Source organism: Olsenella uli, assembly GCF_016899935.1.
Taxonomy (GTDB): domain Bacteria; phylum Actinomycetota; class Coriobacteriia; order Coriobacteriales; family Atopobiaceae; genus Thermophilibacter; species Thermophilibacter uli_B.
Window position 1 is genome coordinate 1 of record NZ_JACJJK010000019.1, and the last position, 330, is coordinate 330.

The window sequence follows — 330 nt, forward strand, 5'->3', positions numbered from 1 at the left end:
ATACTGGGTCAGCTTCATCTTCCCCGATGACAACATCAACAACTGTTCCATCTTTTTTTACAACTACACCATGAATAGCAAGCGGTACAGTAACCCACTGATATTTTTTAATACCACCATAATAATGTGTATCCATATAAGCAAGTCCACCATCTTCATAAAGTGGATTTTGTTTAATATCAAGGCGTGGGCTATCTATATGAGCACCGAGAATATTCATGCCGTTTTCCATAGGTTCGCTACCAATATTGAATAAAGCTACAGATTTTTTCATGCAAACAGCATAAACTTTATCACCAGTTTGAAGTGTTTCATTGTTAGCTAAAATAG

The 330-nt window shown here is 36.1% G+C and carries 1 pseudogene; it reads right to left on the reverse strand.

From position 1 onward, the window contains the following. Positions 1–330 (reverse strand): annotated as a pseudogene (locus H6A07_RS09675) (aminopeptidase); the annotation flags it as partial.